The sequence below is a fragment of the Gemmata sp. genome (assembly GCF_051859125.1).
GTDB lineage: Bacteria > Planctomycetota > Planctomycetia > Gemmatales > Gemmataceae > Gemmata.
The window spans coordinates 27,629-44,634 of record NZ_JBHYGG010000268.1; the positions used below are offsets into that span (position 1 = coordinate 27,629).

The following is a 17,006-nucleotide window of genomic DNA, read 5'->3' on the forward strand; positions in this document are numbered from 1 at the left end:
ATGATATCGGGAACGCGACAGACCCGACACCCGATCTCGCCGGCTTGTTCGCGGAGAAACCCGTGCAGACGTTCCAGGCCCGCGCCGAGGTGTTCCGCGACAACGAGCTGCGGTTCGCACCCGACGGCCGCACCCTCGCCGTCGGCGGCATCCCGTACCTGGTGCTCGACGCGGCCACCGGCTCGCAGCGCGACCTCCCGGAGATGGGCCGCGGCTCGTGGGTGTGGGCGTTCGTCCGCGGCGGCGCGGCCCTCGCGCACCTGCCGTCGACGGCGGTTCTGCACGTGTTCGACCCGGGGACCGGGACGACCGAGATCCACCCCGTCGGCGGCGCGGCCCGCGGGATGATCGCGTCGCCCGACGGCCGCACGCTCTACCTGAGTGTCGGCGGGCCCAACTTTGGCAAGGCGTCCGAGATCCGCGCCCTCGACGCCGCCACGCTGAGGCACGTCGCCGCGTTCGCGCACGTAAACGACTACCTGGGTCGGTTCGCGGTCTCCGGCGACGGCCGTCGGCTCGCCGTCTCGGGAGGCAACTGGAACGCCTCTCTCAAGGAACGCGGGCTGACGTTCCGCGTCTACGACATCGGCGACGGGCGTTTTCCCGAGGGGCCGACCGCGTTCATCGAGTTCGAGCGGCCGGTCAACGGGTTCGCGCTGACGCACGACGGCGCGCTGCTCGCGGTCGCGGACGGCCAGGGGCTGACGTTGTGGGCGGCCGAGGGGGGGCGGCGGGTCGCGCGGTCCGGGCTGCACCGCCGCAGCGTGCTGTCCGTGGCGTGTTCGCCGACGCACCCGCACCTGCTGACCGGAGACAAGGCGGGGCTCGTGTTCCAGTGGGACGCGACCGGCCGCGTCGTGCGACGGTACGAGTGGGGGCTCGCCGAGGTGATCGGGCTGGCGTTCGCGCCTGACGGCCTGCGGGCCGCGGCGCTCGACGGCACCGGAAGGGTCGTCGTGTGGGACACCGAGGGGTGAGGGCGCCCTCACCCGTCGAGCCCGTAGGCCTCGCGCTCGAACCGGTTGTCGAAGTAGAAGTGCCCGCCGCGCCGCCACGCCTTGAAGCTCGACAGGAAGTAGAGCGGCAGCATCAGCGGCCCCCACCGCTCGTACTGGCGGACGTGGACGTGCTCGTGGTCGCGGGCGTGGTCCAGGGACGCCCGGTCCTGGCCCAGAATGACGTGGCCCAGGCACAGCGCCGACGCCCTCACCAGCAGGCAGCGCCGCAGGAAGAACCGCGCGAACCCGCCGTACAACTCGACGGCCCCGCGCTCGGCCCGCACCCTCCCGCCGGTCGCGAGCACCGGGAGGAGGAACAGCAGCCCTAGCGCCGTGTTCGGCAGCGCCCACAGGTACGCGAGCGGGCGGAGGAGTCGACGCGGCGGCATCGGTCGGTACCGGGGGGCCATGGGCGACGGATGCGTCCAGACTCGCACCGGCGTGGGCGGTTGCCAAGGGGAGGGGCGCCGCGGGCGCAAAAACAAGCGGGGCAGTGGTGCCCCGCTCGGCCGCGGTTGTGGGAGATCAGCCCGCGTCGGACCCGGCGGTCTTCACTTCATGTTTTCTACGGCACGCATCGTGCAGTTACCGTCCCTCGGCCCTCGGCCGGCTGATATCAGCTCTTCGATCACGATCACTACGCTGTGTTTGGAATTGCCTTATAGGATTATTTCCTGTAAGAAATCGATTCCCCAGCGGTATTGATCACTGGACACCCGTCATTCAAATCGGCAGGTGACACCATCGATTGACTGCCGACCATCTCGCCCTAGTTGGGGTTCGCTCTGTTCGCTCTGTTCGCTCTGTTCGCTCTGTTCGCTCTGTTCGCTCTTCGCGTTACCATCTCCTTTCTCATTTGTTATGGTGCCACTGTGCGTACCCATCGGCTCCCCCGATCCGCGTTCACGCTGATTGAACTGTTAGTGGTTATTGCGATCATCGCCATCCTGATCGGCCTCCTGCTCCCGGCCGTTCAGAAGGTCCGCGAGGCCGCGGCCCGTATCAAGTGCTCGAACAATATGAAGCAGATCGGCATCGCCCTCCACGCATACCACGACGTCTACCAGACCCTTCCGGGCGGGGGCTCGAACCAACTGCCGTACGGCGGCCAGACCTGGGACGTATCGGGGTTGTCAACTGCCGTATCCGGGTCTCCCCCCGCGCCGACCAGTGCCAACAGCGGCGGTTGGGCGTTCCAGATCCTCCCGTACCTGGAGCAGGGGAACATTTACAGCAACACGAACCAGCAGGTGATCGCCGGCGCCCTGATCCCCAGTTACTACTGCCCGTCGCGGCGCCAGCCGACGCGCGGCGCCTCGGGGATGGGCCTGATCGATTACTACGGCAACGGCTACGCGTCCAACGGCACCAGTCAGGGGAAGGGGATCTTTCGCCCGTACAACTCCAGCCGCTTGTCCCTGGTCGGCATTTCCGACGGCACGAGCAACACCTGGGCGGTCGGCGAAAAGAACCTCTGCATGTTGACGCTCGGTAACGACAACACGGACGGCCCCGGGTACTCGTGGGGCGTGGACTTCGGTAACACGGGCAACTGGGACTCGACGACGATGACGAACAGCATCACCTCGAACCCCCAGCCCGACCTCAAGACGGGTTGCAGTGAGGGGACGCACGGGTTCGGTTCGGCCCACACCGGGCTGATGAACGTCGCGTACGCCGACGGGTCGATCCGCTCGGTCACCTTTTCAATCACGACCGCGACGGTTCAGCAACTCTGCGACGTGGGCGACGGTCTGGCGCTCCCCTCGAACGCGCCGTGACTCGCGGCCGAGACGGCGTTGAGACGTTTACCCCCGGCTGTGGTCGCCCGGGGCCGCGCGGGCTGGGAATAAAAAACAAGCGGGGCACCGCGTGGTGCCCGCTTGCCCGCAGTGGGAGAGCTCGCACCGAATTGCGTGGATCAGGTGCCCTTGGTAGGGCAGCCCTTCGTGCCTGCCTCCCGACGCTCCCAGAGGCAGGCACGAAGGGCTGCCCCACCATAACCAAGCAGATCCGAGCCTGCGTCACTCCTACCGGTGTCATTCCACCTTGGTCCCGGCGGGTTTGAGACCTTCTCCCCCAGGTGTCATGCGTGCTCGTCGCTCAAGCCGCTGCACTCACCCGGCCAATCACGAACATTCCGTTGCATTCAGCAGCGCAACTCACTATAATTTAATATCAGGAGTCCACTCGGCTCCGAGAGTGGCTATTGTTCGCCCATCTTTCGAATCGTCAGACGATGTTGCGGGTCAATTTCTAAAGGCCTCGCACCATTTGCTGTTCGCCCCTCGATCCATTCGCCCTTTGTCCGACCGTTCGCCCTTGGAACTCCCATCTCTCTTCTCATTTGTGGGGTGTCTCTGTGCGTACTCATCGACTCTCCCGAACGGCCTTCACGCTGATTGAACTGCTCGTTGTCATTGCGATCATCGCTATCCTGATTGGTCTACTTTTGCCCGCGGTCCAAAAGGTCCGCCAGGCCGCCGCCCGCATGTCGAGTACGAACAACCTGAAGCAGCTCGCCATCGGGTGCCACAACCACCAGGACAGCGTCGGCTACCTCCCCTGGACCGGGAACTCGCAGTACCCTAACCCGAACGCCGGCTACGCAGGCCCGTGGTCGTTCCAGATTCTGCCGTACATCGAGCAGGGCACGTACTACAAGACCTACGCGGACACCAGCGGCGGTGCGGCCCCGCCGGCGGCCCTGCAGGTCCCGATCAAGACGTTCCTCGAGCCGTCCCGCAGCCGGCAGGTCATGACCTCCGGGAACGGCCAGGGTCCGTCCCTCGACTATGCCATGAACGCCAACATTTTCCTGGCGACCGGCAACGACGTGGGGACTTGCTGTGATTCGACCAGAAAGATCCGACTCGAGCAGGTCCAGGACGGAACCTCGAACACGATCCTGATCGGAAGCAAAATGGTCTCTCAGCCGCGCTACACCCGCACCAGTGGCAGCGACTGGGACGAGGCGATCACGACCGGTCAGGGCGGTGCGACCCGGGCCAGCGGCATCTTCACCCAGGACCCCACGAACGACACCAACGGGGCGAACAACTGGAGCTCCCCGTACCCGGGCGCCGGGCTCATGTCGATGATGGACGGCAGCGTCCAGAGCATTCGGTACTCGAAGAGCACCGGGACCAACACCGCCATCGCGAACGGGTCGAACGCCGCCAACCCGTTCGCCCAGCTGCTCCACCCGAGTGATGGTGGGGTCGCGAACCTCGACTGACCCTGAACGAATCAGATCCCCGCAGTTTCGCGATCTCGCAGAAGCAGCCCCGGTTCGCCGGGGCTGCTTCGTTTTTTGGGGCTCCAGCAATTGTGCTCCCGCGCCCGCGCCTACTTCTTCATGGCGGCGATCCACTCGCGGACCAACTTCACGGCGGGTTCGTCCACGGTGTTCGAGGCGATGTGCGGCATGTGGCCCAGGCCGAGGCGGGCCATGCGGTGCGCGATCATCGACCGGTCCGGGTCGCCGGGGACGAGCAGCCGCGGGTCCTTCAGGTCGAACGTGCCCTGTTGCGGCTTCACGTCGAGGACGCCCAGGTCGCCCACCGCGAGTGTCGAGAGCAACTGGAACTCGGCGTTGCCGCCGCCCCACTTGCGGTGGCAGTGGCTGCAGTTCGCGTGCAGGTACGCCCGGGCGCGGGCGTCCAGGTCGGCCCTCGGGTCGCGGTAGTCGGCGAGCCGCTCCAGCTTCTCGGGCTTCGCCGGGAGCTTGCGGTCGAACAGGCCGATGTGCTCGAACGTGGCGAGCTGGTTGGCGACCACGCCGCCGTAGTTGTGGTCGCGGTTCATCTGGGCCGTGTTCACGCCGAGCGCGTACTTCGCCGTGACCGTGTGGCACATGGTGCACTCGGCCCGGCTCGGGAAGTGCCACCTCTGAGTGCGCTCGCCGGCCGCGGTCTTCACGGTGAACTCACGGTCCGCGCCCTTGAGGTCGGCGAGTTCGGCGTCGGTCTGGGCGTCGTTCCAGATGTACGTGTACCCGCTCCACACCTGGTCGCCGTACTCCTCGGTGCCGCCCACGTTGGCCGCGACGAGGACGCGCGTCTCCAATCGCCGCTTCTTGCCGGGCTCCGTTTCGAGAGAGAACGTCTTCACCAGTATCATGCCGTCGGGGAACCGCCAGCCGGGGACCGAGCCCGGGGCCGGTTGCGGGTACGTCACCGTTTCGTACTCGATCTTCGCGTCGCCGGGGACCGCGAGGAACCGCTCCTTGCTCGCGCCGTCGGACCACAGTTCGGCGTTCACCGAGTACGGGACGAGGCCGCGCTCCGGGGCGTGCGTTGCGGTGTCGGCGAACAGCCCCGTCTCGCTGAGCTTGCGGGGGAAGGTCGTCGCGGCCGCGGGGTCGCCCTTCGGCCGGACCGCGAGTTCGTAGATGCCGCCGTCGATGAAGTTGAGCGCGTACACCTCGCCCTCGGCGTCCTGCGCCCACGCGACGATGCGGAGCCGGGTCTTCGCCAGTTCGCGGTGCTCGGTCACCTTCCCGGCCCTCGCGTCGTACCGCAGCATCCACACGCGGCCGGTGTCGTAGTCGCCGTAGACGTACGCGCCCTTCAACTCGGGGTGCTTCGTGCCGTGGTACACGAACCCGCCGGTGATCGACCGGAACGCGGCGTGGTCGTGCTCGACGACCGGCTTCAGGATCGGCGTCGGGCCGACCTTCCGCTCGGGCCGGAACGGGTGGCTCCCCTCCTGCACGCTCCAGCCGTAGTTGCCGCCCTTCTCGATGCGGTTCACCATCTCCCACAGGTCCTGCCCGACCTCGCCGGCCCACAGGTCGCCGGTCGCCGGGTCGAAGCCGATCTTCCAGCTCTGGCGGATGCCGTAGGCCCACACCTCGCCGCGCGCGCCCTTCGTCTTCACGAACGGGTTGTCGTCGGGGATGGTGTACTTCTTGTCGGCCGCGGGCGAGTCCACGTCGATGCGCAGGATCTTGCCGAGGACGGAGCCGAGGTCCTGGCCCGATTGCAGGCCGTCGGCGATGCCGCTGCCGTCGCCGGTGGAGATGTACAGCATCCCGTCCGGCCCGAACCGCAGGCACCCACCGTTGTGCCCGCCGTTGGGCCACACGAAGATCACCTTCGCGCTCGCGGGGTCGGCGATCATCGTGTCGCGGTCCACGGTGTAGCGCACCACCCGCGTGCCGTCGAGCGACTCGGTCTTCCCGTCGGGCACGCCCGACACGAACAGGTAGCCGTTCTCCGCGAACTTCGGGTGCAGGACGACGCCGTAGATTGCGTGCTTGAGGTCAATAATCGCCTTCGGGTCGGCCTTTGCGGGGTCGGCGTCGAACCACACGACCCGGCCGGGCCGCTCGGCCGCGACCCACGCCTTCCGGCCGGGCACGGGGGTGAGTTCGAGCGGCTCGAACAGCTTGAGCTTGGGGTACACGCGGGTCACCGTGTACGGGTCCGGCGGTTCGGGCGAGCCCTTCACCTTCGACGCGGTCCACGGCTCGCGCCTGTCGAGCCCGGAGTCCTTGCGGACGGGCTGTTTCTGCTCGGCGGCGACGGTTTGGGTGTCGGGGCGCAACACGAGCGCGGCGACGAGGCCGGCCGCGACCGCGGCGCTGACCCAGAGGGCGTGACGCATGAGAGGTTCCCGTGCGGGGAGGGGGCGGGGTACGCGAACTCTACCCGTGGTGCGAGGGTCGCTCAACGAGATTCCCCGGCGAACGGGGCGTGGACGTGTGATGTCGAGTGATGTGGTGAGCCAGAGCGCTGCCCGGCGTCTTTCGAGATGCCTCCCAGCGCTCACGGCAGCAGGTCGCTCACGTTGACGCTGCCGACGGTGGTTCCGGCCAGCACAACGGGCACGGCGTCGCCGGGGCGGTATGTCGTCGTGGTCGCGTAGTCGGGCGTCAGCACGGGGCCGCTCGGGCCGGAGAACACGTCCACGAGGCGGTCAGCGACGTTCACGATCCAGTACACGGCGATGCCGTTGCGGGCGTAGATGCGGCGCTTGTCCTCGCGGTCCCGCCGCAGGCTCGAATCCGCCACCTCGATGACGAGCGGTATCACGGCGGGCGTGGGGTGAGCGGTGGCATAGTCCTCGGTGCGGCCGCGAACAATCACCACATCGGGTTCGGGTTCGCTGTCGTCGAGGGAGATCGGTTCTTGCGTGTCGAGGTACCACCCGGTCGGAAGCAGTGCTTCGAGAACGCGGCGCGCCTTGCCGTTCGCAATGCGGTGGGGCGGGCTCTTGGACATTTTGTTCACCAAAACGCCTTCAAGGAGTTCGACACGATCATCGGGGGTGATGACACCACTCGCGACCATCCGGTGGTAGCGGTCTACCGAGATCCGCCAGATGTCGCCGTCCTCAACGGGCATCCGGGGGACTCGCGGCGGGGTGGTTGGCGTCGACATGGGACCGTCCGTTGCCCGGTGGTGGAACGAGGTGCGGCAATTCTAACCGATGGGCCGCGGTCACGTCTTCCCGAGAATCGCGTCGACGACCCAGCACCCGCGGGCGTGCAGCTTCGCGCCGCGGCAGTGGCCGAGGACCAAGTCGTGGTCGCACCCCGCGTCCTGGAGCGCGTCACCGAGGATCGGCATCGCGCTAAACTCGCGGCTCTCGTAAATGTGCGCCGCTAGATCGCGAACCGTTGACGTGAGCCACTCCGGGTTCCACGTCAGAGGAAGGAAGGGATTGGAAACCAATTCGCGATAGATCATCGCTGGTGCCGGTTGGAGCGCTGTCTCCGCTTCATCGCGCAACGAAAACACCGGATCGGGGTAGCGGTATGTGGACATTCGCGACCGATCCGACCAGTCGAATTCCTCGCGCTCTTCTTCGTGCGCGCCACTCACGCATTGAACCGCCAACCAAGTCCATTCACCGGCATGTAAATTGTCAGGTGTCGTGCCGCCCAACCGAAGAAAGATGTCATTCGCGTCCAGTGGTGGAGAACCTGTATCGGCCCACACTTCACCGGTCTCAACCGCCTGCCACAGCCAGTATTGGCGCGAGTTGGCGAAGTACATGCGTGCAAGCGCACAGAACGCGAGCCGGTGGCGACGGGGCGACCACTCGCGACGGAAGGCGGTGTCGCATGTCTGAAGCTCTATGACCGTTCTCGCGGCTTCCCAATCAGCCGCGCCGTAAGAGGCGACATGATCCAGAATCTCGCGTGTGTCGCGCCCACTGTAAGGACGCCAACAACTTGGGCACCGTGTCGGACCAGTGGATGCGACCTGAAATAAGATCTGACCATGCTTCGCGCATGTCCCTCGCATGAGGCGGATTTTGTCGCTCATCCGCGTCCCTCCCTCAACTCAAACAGCCGGCTCACGCCGGCCGCTTGTCATCGGGTACTGGAACAGCCGACTGACGCCGCCCGGCTCGCGTCAGATCAGTTCCGGGAGGGCGGTGCCGTCGGTGAGGTGCTGCGGGCGGCCGGTCGGGTCGGTGATGGCCGTCGTCTCGGGGTTCAGGCCGAGGTTGCGGTACAGCGTCGCGAAGATGTCGCCGAACGACACCGGCCGGTCCTTCGCCGCGCCGCCCGTGCGGTCCGTACTGCCGATCACCTGACCGGTCCTCATCCCGCCGCCCGCCAGGATCGCGCAGCTCACCGCCGGCCAGTGGTCGCGGCCGGCACCGGCGTTGATCTGCGGGGTGCGGCCGAACTCGCCCCAGGCGATCACCGTGACGTCGTCGAGCATCCCGCGGAGGTCGAGGTCTTCCACGAGCGCCGTGAGGCACTGGTCGAGCTTCGCCCCGTGGTCGCGGACGAGGTCGAAGTTCTTGCCGTGGCTGTCCCACCGGCCGTAGCTCAGCGTGACGACGCGGGCACCCGCTTCGACCAGCCGCCGTGCCATGAGCAGGTGCTCGTTCACGGTCGGCGCGCCGTCGAACTGGAACTGGTACGGCTTGCCGTCGCCGTACCGCTCGCGGGTCTTCTGGCTCTCCTTCGAGAGGTCCATCGCCTCGACGAGCTTGCTCGACGTGAGCACGTCGAACGCGCGTGCGGTGCTGGCGTCGGCCCCGCGGAGGCCGCCGGCCGCGTCCATCTCGCGCTTCAGGTCGTCGAACCCGGCGAGGAGCTTCTTGCGCTCCGGCAGGCAGTCGCGGTTGGCGGCGTTGAGGGTCATGTTCGCCATGTCCGGGCCGGACGGGCGGAACGGGGTGAACGTGCTGCCGAGGAACCCCGTCTGGCCGGGGTCGCTCCACGGGCCGTGCTGCGTCTTCTCGGCCATGCCGATGAACGGCGGCACGCTCGGGTCCACGTTCCCCTGGAGCTTCATCACGGCGCTGCCGAGGCTCGGGCGGCCGCCGATCGGGGCCAGCGACTGCTGCGGCCAGCCGGTGGTGCACTGAAAGGCGTCGTGGCCGCCGCGAGCGCCGACCACGGAGCGGATGAACGCGAACTTGTCGGCCATCCGCGCGACGCGCTTGAACGTCTCGCCGATCTGGATGCCGGTCACGTTGGTGTTGATCGGGTTGAACTCGCCGCGGATCTCCTTCGGCGCGTCCGGCTTCAGGTCCCACATGTCCTGGTGGGGCGGGCCGCCGCCGAGGAAGATGTTGATGACCGCCTTGTGGCTGCTCCGCAGCGGCGCGCCGGGAAGTTGGTTGGCCGCCTCCGCACGCATGATGTCAGCGAGCGTGAGGTTGGCGGCCCCGAACGCGAAGGTGCCGACCTTCAGGAAGTTCCGACGCGAGATGCCGTCGCAGAGGCGGGTACGGCCGAACGGAATGTTCAACATGACAGGGCGCTCCCAGGAAGGTGAGGGAGGAGGCGGGTAGGTAACCGGCAGGGTGGGCGGAGCCTGGCGCGGACCAGCAACAGTTTGGCGGATGAGTGGAGGATACTCCTGGTTTGATGCGGTCGCAATACAAAAGATTCGAACTGCTCCGGTCGCTCACGCTCCCGGCTCGCCGAACCCGCTCCCCTGGTGCCCCATGACGCCCGCCGACCTCTCGCCGTCCGTGCTCGAACAGCTCCGCAAGTTCGACACGCCGACCGTCTGCAACGTGCTCGAACTGTTCGAGTGCCGGCCCCGCACCGCCGGGTACATGGACGCCCGCATCCAGGCGTGCTACCCGGCGCTGCCGCCGATGGTCGGGTTCGCGACGACCGCGACGTTCCGGGCCGGCGCGCCGCCCCGCGGCGGCGACACGTACATGGGTCTGGGCAACCAGGTCGAGTTGATCGCGAAGAACGCGCTCCCGAAAGTCGTGGTGTTCCAGGACCTCGACGACCCGCCCGTGGCCGCGACGTTCGGCGAGATCATGGCGACGACGTACAAGGCGTTCGGGTGCGTCGGCCTCATCACGAGCGGGTCCGGCCGCGACCTCGACCAGGTCGAGCCGCTCAAGTTCCCGTGCTTCACCTCCGGGACGATGTGCTCGCACGGGTACACGCAGATCGTGGAACTCGAAGTTCCGGTGCGGGTCGGCGGCGTGTGGGTGAACCCCGGCGACCTGCTGCACGGCGACCGCAACGGCGTGACGACGATCCCGATCGAGCTGGCGGAACTGGTGATCGAGGGGTGCGTCGGCTTCATGGCGGCCGAGGCGGTGGTGCTGAACTACCTGCGGGCCGGGAAGGTGACCGCGGCCGGCTACGTCCCGGCCCGCGACGAGGCGAAGCGGCAGATGGCGGAGCTGGGCAAGACGCTGCGGGCGAAAATGCCGAAACTCGGGTGAACCCGGTGTGATTGACAGGGCTCCGTACTGCCGATAACATTCCCGTTCGGTGAGGGCCTCGTCGCCAAGAGGCTAGGCAACGGTTTGCAAAACCGTCAACCCCGGTTCGAATCCGGGCGAGGCCTCCTTCCCTCACGAATCGTCCACCCGTGCCCCGCAGTCAGCTCCGCGCTGATCGGGCCTCGTCGCCAAGTGGTAAGGCAACGGTTTGCAAAACCGTCACCCCCGGTTCGAATCCGGGCGAGGCCTCTGAACTCTACGCCCGGCACTTGCCGGGCTCACCAAGCCCCCGGGGAACCGGGGGCTTGTGCGTTGACGCCCCCGGCCGAAACCGCCGCCCGCCCACCACCGGTGGCCCCGGCGGACGCAAGCGGCGTGCTGCCGACCGCACGGTAGACCGCGAACTCGCCCGTCACGGTCACCGGCTCGAAGCACCCCGACTGGTCCCAGACCTCGCGGTGCCGGGGGTTGGCGTACAGGACGTACACGTCTCGGGGCGCGGCCCGGTGCGCGGCGGTGATCCGGGCCACGACGCCCGCCATGATCTCGCCCTCGAACGGGTTGTAGAAGTAGCACACGACCGGTCCCGGGGGCAGGTCGAACTCCAGCGCGTCGCCGCACACCAGTTCGATGTCGCGGCACTTCACCTCCCCCCGGTAGGTCCGCAGGTTCTCGCGGGCGACGCGGTCGAGTTCGGGGGCGAACTCGACGCCAACGATCCTCCGGAACGGGTGCCCCGCGGCCAGGAGCACCGCCCGCCCCTTTCCCGAGCCGAAGTCCACGAACGCGAACTCCTCGGGCCGTGCGGGCAGGGCCGCGAGCAGCCGCGCGAACTCGTCCGGGTCGATCCCCCAGTACGGGACGCCCTGCTCCCACGTCGTCCCCTCGATCTCGAGCTGGTCGAGCGGGATCACGCCGCCCGTGTCCACCCCGTACCGCTCGTCGAACGCGCGGTCCCGCTCCGCCTTCAGCCGCCGCATCCGCCGCTGCCCCGGGGCGAGGGCCAGCAGGGGCCGGGCGAGCCGCGCCGCGGCGTGCCGCACGGTGCCGAGCGCGCCGCGGCGGCGGATCGACTTCCGCAATTTGCTCAGGACCTGTCCGAACATGGCTGCCCCCCGTGGCCGACGCGGTCGACGCGGTCGATCCTGCAAAGAGCGGGCCGCAACTTGTCGCCGGCTCCGGGAGCGGGTACCGTCAGGCCACCCACTCCCGGAGCCGTTTCCATGCGCTGCCTCGCTGCCAGTTTGTTGATCGCCGCCGCGTCCGTGGTCGCCGCGACCTCCGCGCCCGCCGGCCAGAACGCCAAGCAACCCGATCCGAAAAAGACGCAACCGAAGTTCGACCCGCCCAAGGCCACGAAGCCCGACGAGGCGACGCTGAAGCAGATCGCTGAGAAGACCGATTACCTCCGCAAGATGATTTCCGGACTGAAGGCAAAGAAGCTCCCCGACGACATGCTGATCGAGGTCGAAATCTATCTGAAGGCGGCCGAGAACATCGTGCGTTTTGAGGAGTGGTACGCGGCCGCGAGCGCGAAGTGGGCGCTGACGACGCTTGATGACGGAATCGCTCGTGCTCTTATCCTTGCCCTGGGAAAGGGTAAGGAAGCCACATGGCGGAACGCACCCGGCAAATGGGTTTTGCGTGCTTACCGCTCGGACGTGGATGGGTCAATTCAACCGTATGCCGTGCTTCTACCTCACGACTTCGGAAAAGACCCCAAGAAGCAATGGCGACTTGACATCGTCCTGCACGGTCGCGACGGCTCGCTGACCGAGGCGAAGTTCATCGCGACGCACCAGGGCACCGCTCCGAAAGACCTCGGCTACATCCAGCTCGAAGTCTACGGCCGCGGCAACAACGCCTTCCGCTGGGCCGGCGAACGCGACGTGTTCGAGGCGCAAGAAGCGTTCCAGGGTTCGGCCCCGAACGTCGTCGATCCGAACCGCGTCGTGCTGCGGGGCTTCTCGATGGGCGGGGCCGGGACGTGGCACATCGGCCTGCACCACCCGGCGCGGTTTTGCGTGATCGGGCCGGGGGCCGGGTTCACCACCACGCACGGCTACATCGCGAGCCTGCCGAAGGAACTCCCGGACTACCAGGAGAAGTGCCTCCGCATCTACGACGCGGTGGACTACGCCGAGAACGCCTTCAACGTGCCGGTCGTCGCGTACAGCGGCGAGAAGGACGGCCAGAAGAAGGCCGCGGACAACATCGAAAACGCGCTGAAGAACTTCAAAGAGCCGCACCACTTCACGCACCTGGTCGCGCCCGGCCTGGAACACCAGATGCCGAAGCCGTGGCAGGACAAGGCCGAGACCGAATACCGCAAGTACGCCGACAAGGGCCGCGACACCCGGCCGAAGCGCGTGCGGTTCGTGACGTATACTCCAGCTTACCGCACCGGCGGTTGGGTCAGTGTGTGGGCGCTGGAGCGGACTTACGAAAAGGCAGTAATCGACGCGACGTTGAATGGAACCGTGTTTGACATCCGTACCGAGAATGTCCGCAAGTTGATTCTCATCAACGTAACTGACGCGATGCCACCGACGGTTAAACTCGACGGGCAAGACATCAAGGTCGGTAGTCAGATGCCGTTACTTGTGTTTCAGAAGCTGAACGGAAAGTGGACCGAGATGGACGTGTTGCCGCCCGATGCCACACCGTTCCCCGGCATCAAGGAAGCCGGTCAGAATGGGCCGGTTGATGACGCCTTCGTGTCGCGGTTCACGGTCGTCGGGCCGTCGGATGACGGCTGGGCGGCCGCGACCCAGAAGCAGTTCGCGCAGCTCTGGGACAAGTGGTTCCGCGGCACGCTGCCGACCGCGAAGCCTGATGGGTTCGCCCTCGCGAACGCCGGCAACCTCGTCCTGTTCGGCACACCGGACACGAACCCGCTCATCGCAAAGGCGTTGCCGAAGCTGCCGATCACTTGGACGAAGGAGAAGCTCGTCGTCAACGGTGTCGAGTACGACCCGAAGACGCATGTGCCGGTGCTCATCTATCCGAACCCTTTGGCCCGCAACGAGAGCTACGTCGTCATCAACAGCGGGCACACCTTCAAGGAAGCGGACCTGAAGGGGACCAACGCGCAGCTGTACCCGCGGCTGGGCGACTGGGCCGTCGTGAAGCCGACGCCGACCGCCAAGGACCCGGCCGCGTTCGAGGTCGTCGCCGCCGGACTGTTCGACGAAAACTGGCAGTTCCCGAAGAAGAAGTGATTCGCGCCACGCCCACCAGTTCAAGCAGTTGGGCGGGTTGATGTGAGGGGGCGCGAGTTCAGGTGGCCACCCTCACCCGCGACTCGCAAAGCCTCGTCGCGACCTCGCCCCGTAGGAACGGGGCGAGGTGGGGCTCGCTGGTCCGGTGGCACAGGCCTCTGGCCGGTGCAAGCGAACACAAGCCAGAGGCCTGTGCCACCAGAACCAGGGGCAACACCTCTCACCCCGGTCTCGGGGGAGAGGTCGCCGCGCTTCGCGGCGGGTGAGGGGGAACCACCTGAACCTCCACCCGGCAACGCACTTCAGACCGGCCGCTCGCCGAACCCGCGGGCCAGCTCGACGATGCTCCGCACCATGCACCCGGTGCCGCCGCTGTCGAGTGCCGGGGAGTCGTTGTCGGCCCAGGCGGGGCCGGCGATGTCCATGTGGACCCACTTCGCGGTGCCCACGAACTGCTCCAGGAACTTGCCGCCGGCGATCGCGCCGCCCCACCGCCCGCCGCCGGTGTTCCGCATGTCGGCGACCTTGCTCTTGATGAGCCCGTCGTAGCTCGCGTCCATCGGCAGCTTCCACGACCGCTCGCCCGCGGCCCGGATCGCGGCCGCCACCTGGTCGCCCCAGGCGTCGTTGTTCGTCATCAGCCCGGACGTCTCGGTGCCGAGAGCGACGAGGCACGCGCCGGTCAGGGTCGCGAAGTTCACGACGTACTCGGTCTGCTCGGTGGCGTAGCACAGCGCGTCGGCGAGGATGAGCCGGCCCTCGGCGTCGGTGTTCAGCACCTCGATCGTCTTGCCGTTGCGGGCGGTGAGCACGTCGCCCAGCTTCACAGCCGCGCCGCTCGGCATGTTCTCGACCAGCGCCAGCACGCCGAGCACGTTCACCTTGAGCTTCTGGGCGGCGATCGCCTGGACCCCGCCGAGCACGGCCGCGGCCCCGGCCATGTCGCCCTTCATGTCCACCATGCCGTCGGTCGGCTTCAGTGAGAGCCCGCCGCTGTCGAACGTTACCCCCTTGCCGACGAGCGCGAGCGTCGGGCCGCCGGGGTTGCCGGTGTACCGCAGGAGCGCGAGACGCGCCGGCCGCACGGAGCCCTGGGCGACGCCGAGCAGCGAGCCCATGCGTTCCGCGGCGATGCGCGCCTCGTCCCACACTTCGACGTCGAACCCGTGCTTCCGGCCGGACTCGGCGGCGGCGACCGCGAACGTCTCGGGGTACAGGTCGCACGGCGGCGCGTTCACCAGCTCGCGGGCGAGCCACAAGCCCTCGGCCTCGGCGTGGACGCGGGGCAGGGCGGTCGCCTCGCCGCCGACGATCACGAGCCGGTCCGGGGCGTGGCGCGTCGGCGTGGTCTTGCGGACCCCCGGTCCCTGGCACCCCTGGGCGAGACCGACGCCCGCGGCCAGCGTGAACTCCGGCGACGGCACCGCGAACGCGAGCGTGCCGACCTTCTTGCCGGTGACGTGCCGGGCGGCCGCGGCCGCCGCGTCGTGGAGCGTGGACCGCGTCGCGCCGTCCTGCTTGCCGAGCCCGACGACGAGCAACCGCTTCGCCGCGCTTCCGCTCGGCGTCAGAACGGGGGTGAGCTCGAGGTGCTTGCCGGTGACGTCGCCGGCCGTGCGGAGCTTCGAGATGAGTCCGTTGGTCGCGGCATCAACGACCTGTGCCGGACCGACGAGGGGCGCGTCGCCGGCCCACACGCCGACCACGAGCCAGTCGGCGGCCGCGGCCGCGGGGGCGTCGAGGGAAACTTCGATCGCGGTCTTCGGGGTGTGGATCACGGGTTCTTCTTGGGCGGAGTCGCGGGGGCGAAGAGTTCCAGCATCTCTTCGACGTGCTTCACGAGCTTCGGGTCCGTCTGCCGCAGCGCCGCGACGAACTGCTTGGCGGTCGCGTCGGGGCAACAGAGAGCATAGCGAACGATGCACCGGCGGACGATCGGCGCGGCGTGCGTCGGCTTCGGGAACTGCGCCAGCACGTCGGCCGTGAGTTCCCAGTAGCCCCAGCGGCGCAGGTCTTCGATGGCCTGGTCCGCGAGGTCGCCGTGGGGCAGCAGCGCGGCGCAGCACCTCAGCACGTCGGCCCTGCACTCGCGCCCGCGGGCGGCCTGGAAGAACCGCACCGTCACGATGGTCGAGAGCCGCAGCGAGTACGACTGCTTCGCGTCGCCGAGGACCGCGGCGGCGAGCGCCCAGCCGTCCTTCGGCGCAAGAAGAATGTACCCCGCGAGCAGCCCGCCGAACGCGCCGGTTGTGCGCTCCGTAGCGGTGGTTTTGAGGAGGTCGGCCAGGAACGCGGCGTCGGCCGGGCCGCCCGACACGCCGAGCAGGAACGCGAAGATCCCGAGCCGCTCGGCCGGTGTGTCGGGGCTCGCAAGCAACTTGCGGAGCTTCGCGGGCTCGAACTCCTTCGCGGCCCGGATGATGTCGGCGTCGGCGGCGCGGGCCAGCTCGAAGAACGCATCGGCGGAAACGGTCGCGTCTGGGGAGTCGAGGTGCTTGAAGTAGAACCCGAGCTTCGCCGGGGCGTCGGTGTCGTCCAGCTTCGCGGCGGCCTTCAGGTACTCCACGATCGCGGGCGTGGCCGCCACACCGAACGTCGGGTCGAGTTTGCCGTTCGCGACCCCGCAGAACACGAGGTACTCGGACGGGGTGCTGCCCACGACCGGGAGGTAGCTGCGGAGGGTGACGACCGCTTGCGTGCCGCGGGCCGGGTCGTCCTTGAGCGCGGCGGCGATCTGGAGGTCGGTGAACCCGTCGTCGGTCTTCGGGTCGAACCGCGGGTTCTTGAGCTGACCATGCAGCACGGCCTTCGCTGCGGCATAGTGCATCCGGAGGGTCTGCTTCGCGCGGAGTTCGCCCGCACAGAACGTGCAGGCGGTCGCCGGGGCGGTCACGGACACGAGCGCGACGAGCGCGGCGGCGAATCGGGCCATGCGGCGAACTCCTGGCGGGCGGGCGGCCGCCCGAGTGATACCAGATTCGCCGCGCAACGGGGAAGGCCAGACGGGACTCAGGACGCCGGGTTGGCACCAAGACCCAGGGTTGGCGCCAAGACCCAGGGTTTGCACCCTGGGCTACGCACTGTCGTCCCTCCGGGACTGAAAGCATTGAGCCCCCGA

13 protein-coding genes and 2 tRNA genes are annotated in these 17,006 nt (G+C 67.8%); 7 read left to right on the forward strand and 8 right to left on the reverse strand.

What is annotated here, in order from left to right; translation table 11 throughout:
• The first annotated feature begins 62 nt into the window (after positions 1-62).
• Positions 63-977, forward strand: a complete 915-nt coding sequence (locus tag ACTIGN_RS26325) for a WD40 repeat domain-containing protein (RefSeq protein ID WP_439629470.1) — start codon at positions 63-65, stop codon at positions 975-977.
• An 8-nt stretch (positions 978-985) separates the two neighbouring features.
• On the opposite strand, the gene ACTIGN_RS26330 is transcribed toward ACTIGN_RS26325, so the two are convergent.
• Positions 986-1,387, reverse strand: coding sequence for a hypothetical protein (locus ACTIGN_RS26330; RefSeq protein WP_439629472.1), 402 nt, complete (start codon positions 1,385-1,387; stop codon positions 986-988).
• Between the two features lie 534 nt (positions 1,388-1,921).
• Here ACTIGN_RS26330 and ACTIGN_RS26335 point away from each other — a divergent pair.
• Together ACTIGN_RS26335 and ACTIGN_RS26340 are read left to right on the forward strand one after the other, a co-directional pair.
• On the forward strand, positions 1,922-2,779 hold the full coding sequence (locus ACTIGN_RS26335) for a DUF1559 domain-containing protein (protein WP_439629474.1): 858 nt from the start codon (positions 1,922-1,924) through the stop codon (positions 2,777-2,779).
• Between the two features lie 581 nt (positions 2,780-3,360).
• Positions 3,361-4,236 carry a DUF1559 family PulG-like putative transporter gene (locus ACTIGN_RS26340; RefSeq protein ID WP_439629476.1) on the forward strand — a complete coding sequence of 292 codons (876 nt, stop codon included), beginning with the start codon at positions 3,361-3,363 and terminating at the stop codon, positions 4,234-4,236.
• A gap of 110 nt (positions 4,237-4,346) precedes the next feature.
• Here the strand turns inward: ACTIGN_RS26340 and ACTIGN_RS26345 are convergent, their stop codons facing one another.
• The 4 genes from ACTIGN_RS26345 to ACTIGN_RS26360 all read right to left on the reverse strand — a co-directional run bounded on the left by ACTIGN_RS26345 (position 4,347) and on the right by ACTIGN_RS26360 (position 9,724).
• Complete coding sequence (locus ACTIGN_RS26345; protein ID WP_439629477.1) at positions 4,347-6,608, reverse strand: PQQ-dependent sugar dehydrogenase; 2,262 nt, start codon at positions 6,606-6,608, stop codon at positions 4,347-4,349.
• Positions 6,609-6,769: 161 nt separating this feature from the next.
• Entirely contained in the window at positions 6,770-7,348 is a 579-nt protein-coding gene (locus tag ACTIGN_RS26350; RefSeq protein ID WP_439629479.1) for a Uma2 family endonuclease, read from the reverse strand.
• 96 nt (positions 7,349-7,444) lie between these two features.
• Complete coding sequence (locus ACTIGN_RS26355) at positions 7,445-7,573, reverse strand: hypothetical protein (RefSeq protein ID WP_439629481.1); 129 nt, start codon at positions 7,571-7,573, stop codon at positions 7,445-7,447.
• A gap of 792 nt (positions 7,574-8,365) precedes the next feature.
• On the reverse strand, positions 8,366-9,724 hold the full coding sequence (locus tag ACTIGN_RS26360) for a DUF1501 domain-containing protein (RefSeq protein ID WP_439629482.1): 1,359 nt from the start codon (positions 9,722-9,724) through the stop codon (positions 8,366-8,368).
• 196 nt (positions 9,725-9,920) lie between these two features.
• Here ACTIGN_RS26360 and ACTIGN_RS26365 point away from each other — a divergent pair, with 196 nt between their 5' ends.
• The 3 genes from ACTIGN_RS26365 to ACTIGN_RS26375 all read left to right on the forward strand — a co-directional run bounded on the left by ACTIGN_RS26365 (position 9,921) and on the right by ACTIGN_RS26375 (position 10,916).
• Positions 9,921-10,667, forward strand: coding sequence for an RraA family protein (locus tag ACTIGN_RS26365; RefSeq protein WP_439629484.1), 747 nt, complete (start codon positions 9,921-9,923; stop codon positions 10,665-10,667).
• Between the two features lie 54 nt (positions 10,668-10,721).
• Positions 10,722-10,792 (forward strand) — tRNA-Cys (locus ACTIGN_RS26370).
• 53 nt (positions 10,793-10,845) lie between these two features.
• Positions 10,846-10,916 (forward strand) — tRNA-Cys (locus ACTIGN_RS26375).
• Between the two features lie 29 nt (positions 10,917-10,945).
• Here ACTIGN_RS26375 and ACTIGN_RS26380 read toward each other — a convergent pair.
• A complete protein-coding gene (locus ACTIGN_RS26380; RefSeq protein ID WP_439629486.1) occupies positions 10,946-11,773 on the reverse strand; it encodes a hypothetical protein in 828 nt (275 codons plus the stop codon).
• A gap of 117 nt (positions 11,774-11,890) precedes the next feature.
• Between ACTIGN_RS26380 and ACTIGN_RS26385 the strand changes: the two genes are divergently transcribed.
• A complete protein-coding gene (locus tag ACTIGN_RS26385) occupies positions 11,891-13,888 on the forward strand; it encodes a hypothetical protein (RefSeq protein WP_439629488.1) in 1,998 nt (665 codons plus the stop codon).
• A gap of 302 nt (positions 13,889-14,190) precedes the next feature.
• On the opposite strand, the gene ACTIGN_RS26390 is transcribed toward ACTIGN_RS26385, so the two are convergent.
• Complete coding sequence (locus ACTIGN_RS26390; protein ID WP_439629490.1) at positions 14,191-15,666, reverse strand: leucyl aminopeptidase; 1,476 nt, start codon at positions 15,664-15,666, stop codon at positions 14,191-14,193.
• A complete protein-coding gene (locus ACTIGN_RS26395) occupies positions 15,663-16,820 on the reverse strand; it encodes a hypothetical protein (protein ID WP_439629491.1) in 1,158 nt (385 codons plus the stop codon). The genes ACTIGN_RS26390 and ACTIGN_RS26395 overlap by 4 nt, the downstream gene beginning before the upstream one ends.
• Between the last annotated feature and the right edge of the window lie 186 nt (positions 16,821-17,006).